General features: G+C 65.9%; 5 protein-coding genes. 4 read left to right on the top strand and 1 reads right to left on the bottom strand.

What is annotated here, in order from left to right; all coding sequences use genetic code 11:
* Positions 1-248: 248 nt before the first annotated feature.
* The 4 genes from H5T65_13385 to H5T65_13370 all read left to right on the top strand — a co-directional run bounded on the left by H5T65_13385 (position 249) and on the right by H5T65_13370 (position 6,372).
* Positions 249-2,978 (top strand): PBP1A family penicillin-binding protein, encoded by a 2,730-nt coding sequence (locus H5T65_13385; protein ID MBC7260222.1) that lies wholly within the window; start codon positions 249-251, stop codon positions 2,976-2,978.
* Positions 2,979-3,042: 64 nt separating this feature from the next.
* Complete coding sequence (gene fdhD / locus H5T65_13380; protein MBC7260221.1) at positions 3,043-3,867, top strand: formate dehydrogenase accessory sulfurtransferase FdhD; 825 nt, start codon at positions 3,043-3,045, stop codon at positions 3,865-3,867.
* Positions 3,868-4,051: 184 nt separating this feature from the next.
* Positions 4,052-5,887, top strand: coding sequence for an ATP-dependent metallopeptidase FtsH/Yme1/Tma family protein (locus tag H5T65_13375; protein MBC7260220.1), 1,836 nt, complete (start codon positions 4,052-4,054; stop codon positions 5,885-5,887).
* Positions 5,888-5,967: 80 nt separating this feature from the next.
* The gene (locus H5T65_13370) at positions 5,968-6,372 is read left to right on the top strand and encodes a thioesterase family protein (protein ID MBC7260219.1); all 405 of its coding nucleotides are present in this window, start codon (positions 5,968-5,970) and stop codon (positions 6,370-6,372) included.
* 10 nt (positions 6,373-6,382) lie between these two features.
* Here the strand turns inward: H5T65_13370 and H5T65_13365 are convergent, their stop codons facing one another.
* Positions 6,383-6,889, bottom strand: a complete 507-nt coding sequence (locus H5T65_13365; GenBank protein ID MBC7260218.1) for a CinA family protein — start codon at positions 6,887-6,889, stop codon at positions 6,383-6,385.
* Positions 6,890-6,910 lie beyond the last annotated feature (21 nt).

Raw genomic sequence — 6,910 nt, 5'->3', positions numbered from 1 at the left:
ACCCTTGCCCAAAGAAAGCGATGAACAGATGGCGCTACTTGACACGCCCTTCCATATCAGGGGCGACGCACTTCCGAAAATGCTCCGCGCCTCGGTTGCCAACACAAGGCGGGCCAAATCGGCGGCGCGCCCGCGCGATTTGCCTCGCCCGTCGCCCATACTATAATGAGGCCGAACCTGATGCTGTCGGAACCTGAAGCCCGTTTCGGGCGTTCTTCAAGCAGGTTTTCCAAGAGAGAAGATTCACGATGCACAGACACCCTGTTCACCCATCCGCCACGGCACGGGCGCGGCCAAGCGCCATGTACCGCGCCGCCAGGGCCTTCGCCATCGCGTCGGCGGCGGCCGTGGCGCTGTTCTTCGCGGCCCTCGCCGTCGGCGTTGTGCTCTACGCCCGCATCGCGCGCAACCTGCCGCCGCCCGAAGAACTGCGGGCGCGCTCGGCCACGTTCCTGAGCACCAAAATCTACGACCGCAACGGCGGCCTCTTGTACGAAATCTTTGACCCTTACGGCGGCAAGCGCACGCTGGTGCCCCTCAGCCAGATTTCCCCTTATGTCCGCAACGCGACGATTGCGACCGAGGACGCCAACTTCTACCGCCACCCTGGGTTTGACCCGCTGTCGGTGCTGCGCGCGCTCTGGTACGACGTTACCGAGCGCCGTATCGTGTCGGGCGGGAGCACCATCACCCAGCAACTGGTCAAGACGCTGTTCCTGACGCCGGAGGTGAGCCTCAAACGCAAGATTACCGAGGCGGTGCTCGCCGCCGAAATCACCCGCCGCTATAGCAAGGACGAGATTCTGGAGATTTACCTGAACGAGATCAACTACGGCAACCTGGCGTATGGCATAGAGGCGGCGGCCGAAACGTATTTCGGGAAGACCGCGGCGGCGCTGGATCTGGCGGAATCGGCGTTTCTGGCCGGCCTGCCCCAGGCCCCTGCGCTCTACGACCCGTATGCCCACTTTGACGCCGCCAAGAAGCGCCAGCGCGTCGTCCTGCAACTCATGGTAGAGCAGGGCTACATCACCAGCGCCCAGGCCGAGGCCGCTGCCCAGCAGGCGCTGAACCTGGTGCCGCCCCGATTCGGCTCGGAAGCGCCGCACTTCGTCGCCTACGTGCGCGAGATTCTGGAGCAGAAGTACGGCACCGAGGTGCTGTACCGAGGCGGCTTCCAGGTCTACACGACGCTGGACCCGCAGATGCAGGCCATCGCCCAGCGCGCCGTGAGCGAGCACATCGCCCAGGTGCGCGACCCCTACCACGCCACCAACGGTGCGCTGGTGGCCCTGGACGTGCACACCGGCGAAATCCTCGCGATGGTCGGCAGCGCCGACTTCAACGACAAGAGCATAGACGGCCAGGTGAACGTGACCCTGCGCCTTCGGCAGCCCGGCTCGTCCATCAAGCCCATCACCTACCTCACGGCGTTTGAGATGGGGTGGACGCCCGCCACGGTGATCCTGGACATGGAGACCGAGTTTCCGGACGGCGCTAACCCGCCCTACAAGCCCCACAACTACGACAACAAGGAGCACGGCCCCGTTACCGTCCGCACGGCGCTGGCCAACTCCTACAACATCCCCGCCGTCAAGGCCCTCCAGTTCGTGGGGCTGAAGAACATGCTGGAGACCGCGCACCGACTGGGGATTACATCGCTGAATCGGCCCGACTACGGCCTGTCGCTGACGCTGGGCGGCGGCGACGTTACCCTGCTGGAGATGGTGGGGGCGTACCAGGCGTTGGCCAATGGCGGCGTGCGCCTTCCCCCTACACCCATCCGCCGCATCGTGGACAGCCAGGGGCATGTGATTGAATCCCTGAATCCCAATCGTGGGGAGCAGGTCGTGTCGCCCCAGCATGCGTATCTCATCACGAGCATCCTGTCGGACAACAAGGCGCGGTTGCCCGCCTTCGGCCCTGGGAACCTGCTGGAAATCGGGCGGCCCGCCGCGGCGAAAACCGGCACCACCGACGACTACCGCGACGGCTGGACGATCGGGTACACGCCCGACCTGGCCGTGGGCGTGTGGGTGGGCAACAGCGACAACTCGCCCATGAAGCGCCTGCCTGGGGTGCGGGCGGCCGGGCCGATTTGGAATCGCTTCATGAAAGAGGCGCTGCAGAGCGTGCCCCCGAAGGAATTCGTCCGCCCGCCAGGAATTGTTACCGCGGAGATTTGCACCGTGTCAGGCTCGGCGCCCAGCGAGGTGTGCCCGGCGCGCGGCACGGAGGTCTTTGTCGCCGGCACGCAACCCACCGACCCCAGCAAGGACGTCCATCAGTTGGTACGCATCTGCACCGTGAGCGGACAGCGCGCCACCGAGTTCTGTCCGGCCAACGTGGTGGAGGAGCGCTACTTTGAGGTCTGGCCGGAAGAGTTCCGCCCGTGGGTGGAGAAGAACAACATCCCCCAACCGCCGGCGTCCCCCTGCTCCGTGCACACCTTTGCGCCCATCGCCGTCATAGAGCGCCCCGAGCCGAGCGCGCAGGTAGCCGGACTCGTGCAGGTCATCGGCACCGCGCGCATGGGCGACTTCTCCCACTACGTGGTGGAGTACGGCGTGGGGAGCAGTCCGCTGGGCTGGGGGCCGGTTAGCGCGCCCATCGGCAACATGGTGGATCGCGGCCTACTGACCCAGTGGGACACGCGCGAGTTGGCCAATGGCCTCTACACGTTGCGCCTGGTTGTGTACGATCATCGCGGCAACTCCGTGGAAAGTCGCGTGCTGGTGGAGGTGGCGAACCCCACGCCTACGCCGACCCGCACGCCCACCGTTACGCCGACGCCCACGCGCACGCCCAGCGCCACGCCGACCCGCACGCCCACGCCTGCACCCACGCCTAGCCTAACGCCGACGCCAACGGCCCCTCCCGAGGCCAGCCCAACGCCGACGCCCTTGCCGTCGCCCAGCCCGACGTGGACGCCGGAACCGTCGCCGACGACCGAGCCGACGGCGGAGGGCGGGCCGTAAGCGTGGCGCACAGCAGGCATACTGCGTCCGTCCCGTTGCAGCGCACCGAAGATCGGAGGTCAGAGTGAAGCGACGAAACCAGGGGTTGGGGAATGTGGAGTCTCCGGGGCTTTTCCGGTGGGAGGGGCATCCGTGGGGAGCGCCCGGCCCCGAAGAGGGGTGGGTCGTCGTGGAAGCGCCCCTGGAAATCGCCGTGGGCGACACCCTGGTGGCGGTGCTCATGCATACGCCCGGGCTGGAGAAGGAACTGGCGGTGGGGTACTGCCTGGGCGAGGGCATTGTGTCCAGCGCGGAAGACATCGCGTCGGTGGACACCGATGGGGGCGATGTCCCCAAGAGGGTCAGCCTGCACCTGCGCCCGGGTGCTGGTCTGGACGCCGAGAAACTCGCCAAGCCGCGCTTCGTTCGGTCGGGGTGCGCGGCCAACGCCCCCGGCGACTGGGCCTGCACCGTCCCGCCCTTGGGCGCGGGCGTTGAGGTTGCGGATGCCGCCCTGCGCGGCGCCCCGAAACTGCTGGCCGCCGCGCAGGAATCATACCGAGTGGCCGGCGGCATTCACGCGGCAGGGGTGTTCACGGCCTCGGGCGAGGCGGTGGTCGTGTGCGAGGACATCGGCCGGCACAACGCGGTGGACAAGGCCCTGGGCGCGTGCGTGCTCCGTGGCATTCCTCTGGACGACAAGTTCCTGCTGGGCACGGGGCGCGCCAGTTATGAGTTTGTTACCAAGTCCGCGCGCCTCGGCGTGAGCCTGGTCGCGTCGTTTTCCTCGCCCACTTCCCTCTCGGTGCAGTTGGCCGACGTTCTCAACCAAACCCTGGTGGGCTACCTGCGCCCGCATCGGTTCGTGGTGTACACCCATCTGTGGCGGATACGGCGGGCCGAGCAGTAGCGCCGCCGTTTTTGGTGTGGGCGGGCAAAGTCTGGTATAATATATGTGCAAACAGGAATTGAACGGGCGCGGCCCGTCTGACCGTTGAGGAGCGATGACGGGGGATGGGCCTGCGCCGTCGGATAGTCGGATAGTGGATTGGCACGCGCCTCATAAAGGCGCTTGAGAATACGGAGGATATAGGGTGAATCCCGGTCGGTTCAAAAATGGATTTGTATATTTGCTGATCCTGGTCGCGGCGGTGGCGCTGCTGTACAGCCTGTTCACGCCCAGCCAGAAACCCCAGGAGATAGACATCAGCGAAGTGGCAAAGCAAGCCCAGGATGGCCTGATTCGCGAGATTCGGGTCAAGGATGATGTCATCAAGATCGTGTACAAGAACCCGGACGTGCCGGAAGCGACCTCGCGCAAGGAACCGGGCATCAGCGCCATCCAGACGCTCAAGGATCTGGGGGTGAGCCAAGAACAACTGGCGAAGATCACCTTCAAGATGGAAGCGCCCAGCGACGTCGGCAACTGGATTGCGATCCTGGGCAGTTTCCTGCCGATGGTGCTGGTGTTTGCGCTGTTCTACTTCCTGATGCGCCAGGCCCAGGGGACCAACAACCAGGCCCTGTCGTTCGGCAAGAGCCGCGCGCGCCTGTTCACGGGCGACAAGCCCACCGTAACCTTTGACGACGTGGCCGGCGCCGACGAGGCCAAGCAGGAACTGCGCGAGGTGGTGGAGTTCCTGAAGGAGCCGCAGAAGTTCATCGCCCTGGGCGCGCGCATCCCCAAGGGCGTGCTCCTGGTGGGCGCGCCGGGCACCGGCAAGACCCTCATGGCCAAGGCCGTGTCGGGCGAGGCGGGCGTGCCGTTCTTCAGCATCAGCGGCTCGGAGTTCGTGGAGATGTTCGTGGGTGTGGGCGCGTCGCGGGTCCGCGACCTGTTTGACCAAGCCAAAAAGCACGCGCCGTGCATCGTCTTCGTGGACGAGATTGACGCCGTCGGGCGGCATCGCGGCGCCGGCCTAGGCGGCAGTCACGACGAACGCGAGCAGACCCTCAACCAGATTCTGGTGGAGATGGACGGATTTGACACCGACACCAACGTCATCATCATGGCGGCCACCAACCGCCCCGACATCCTGGACCCGGCCCTGCTGCGGCCTGGGCGGTTTGACCGCCGTGTGGTGATGGACCCGCCCGACCTGAAGGGCCGCCGAGGCATCCTGGAGGTGCACGTCCGCGGCAAGCCCCTGGCGCCGGATGTGGACCTGGACGCGCTGGCCAAGGACACGCCGGGGTTCGTGGGCGCCGACATTGAAAACATGGTCAACGAGGCGGCCATCCTGGCGGCGCGCAGGAACAAGAAGCGCATCAGCATGGCCGAGTTTGAAGAGGCCATTGAGAAGGTCCTGATGGGGCCGGAGCGCAAGAGTCGGCTCCTGAGTCCCGAGGACAAGCGCATCACCGCCTATCACGAGGCCGGCCATGCCGTGGTGGGGCGGAGCCTGCCCAACTGCGACCCGGTGCGCAAGTTGACCATCATCCCGCGCGGACTGGCGCTAGGGCTGACGGCGACGCGCCCCGAAGGCGACCGGTACATCCGAACGCGGTCCAAGTTCCTGGACGATATGGCATTCATGTTGGGCGGGCGCGCCGCCGAGGAACTCATCTTCAACGAGGTTACCACCGGCGCGCAGAACGACATGGAGCAGGCCACCCAACTGGCCCGCCAGATGGTAACCCGCTACGGCATGAGCGAGCGCCTCGGGCCCATGGTCTGGGGCCAGAAAGAGGAACTCGTCTTCCTGGGCCGCGAAATCGGCGAGCAGCGCGACTACAGCGAGAAGGTGGCGCAGGAGATTGACGAGGAGGTGCGCCGCATCATCAACAGCGCCTACGAGCGCGCCAAAGAGGTCCTCCTCGCCAACAAGGAGCGCCTGATCGCCATCGCCGAGGCGCTCATGGAGAAGGAGACTCTGGACGAGAAGGAGTTTGAGGCGTTCTTCCAGCCCGAGCCTGCCCCCGCGGGCTAGGACTACTGCACATCAGGAGCCAGGACGCTCATGCCTGGCTCCTTTTTCGCGCCTGCTACATCGCTCAAGGAGATGCCCGAATGGAAAAACTCGCGCCCGGCCTCACGGGAACGGTCAGCCTGGTGGTGGGGCCTGAACACACGGCCAAACACCTGGGCAGCGGCAATGTCCACGTCTTCGCGACGCCGCAGATGATCTTGCTGATGGAGATCGCCTCGGTCAAGGCGGTGGATCATCTCCTGCCCGAAGGGCATCGGACGGTGGGGGTGGCGCTGGATGTGCGCCACCTGGCGGCCACGCCCGTCGGCATGACGGTTACGGCCAAGTCCGAACTCGTGCAGGTGGACGGCCGCAAACTGGTGTTCCGCGTGGAAGCGTGGGACGAGCAGGAGAAGATCGGCGAGGGCACCCACACCCGCGCCATCATAGACGTCCAGCGTTTCGGCCAGAAGGTGCGCGAAAAGGCCAACCGCGCGGGCAAGTAGCGGGCCGCGGCTAGTCCCCTAGACCCTTCAGGTACTCCAAAAGCATTTGCAGGGCGGCTTCGGCCGAGGCCGCCTTGTTCCCCTCTCGGTCAAAGGGCCAGACGCGCCACACGCACTGCGAGAACCCCCGCGCCGACAGGGCCATGTACACCAGGCCCACGGGCTTGCCCGGCAGGCCCCCCGTCGGCCCCGCGATGCCGGTAACCGAGAGGCCGATGTCGGCCCCGAACGCGCGCCTGACGTTGTTCGCCATCTCGCGGGCGGTCTCCTCGCTCACCGCGCCGTGCTCGTAGAGCGTGTCGTGATCCACGCCCAGCAGCCGCTCCTTCGCCGCGTAGGAGTAGGCCACGACGCCGCCTTCCAGGTAGCGCGAACTTCCGGGCACGTTGGTGATGCGATGGCAGATCAACCCGCCGGTGCACGATTCGGCCACGGCGAGGGTCAACCCCCGCCGCACAAGCAGTTCGCCAATGGCGACTTCGGGCTTCGTCCGGTCCTCATCCATCTTGCAGGGCATGTCCTTTCGCGTGTGTTGCCC

It is taken from the genome of Chloroflexota bacterium (genome assembly GCA_014360805.1).
GTDB lineage: Bacteria > Chloroflexota > Anaerolineae > DTLA01 > DTLA01 > DTLA01.
The sequence above is the reverse complement of the archived record's forward strand: the minus strand, read 5'-3'. Positions and strand labels throughout refer to the sequence as shown.

Bases quoted from the DNA above. Each gene is read 5' to 3' on its own strand.
- H5T65_13385 (MBC7260222.1), top strand. From the start codon at position 249: ATGCACAGACACCCTGTTCACCCATCCGCCACGGCACGGGCGCGGCCA.
- H5T65_13370 (MBC7260219.1), top strand. From the start codon at position 5,968: ATGGAAAAACTCGCGCCCGGCCTCACGGGAACGGTCAGCCTGGTGGTG.
- H5T65_13365 (MBC7260218.1), bottom strand. From the start codon at position 6,889: ATGCCCTGCAAGATGGATGAGGACCGGACGAAGCCCGAAGTCGCCATT.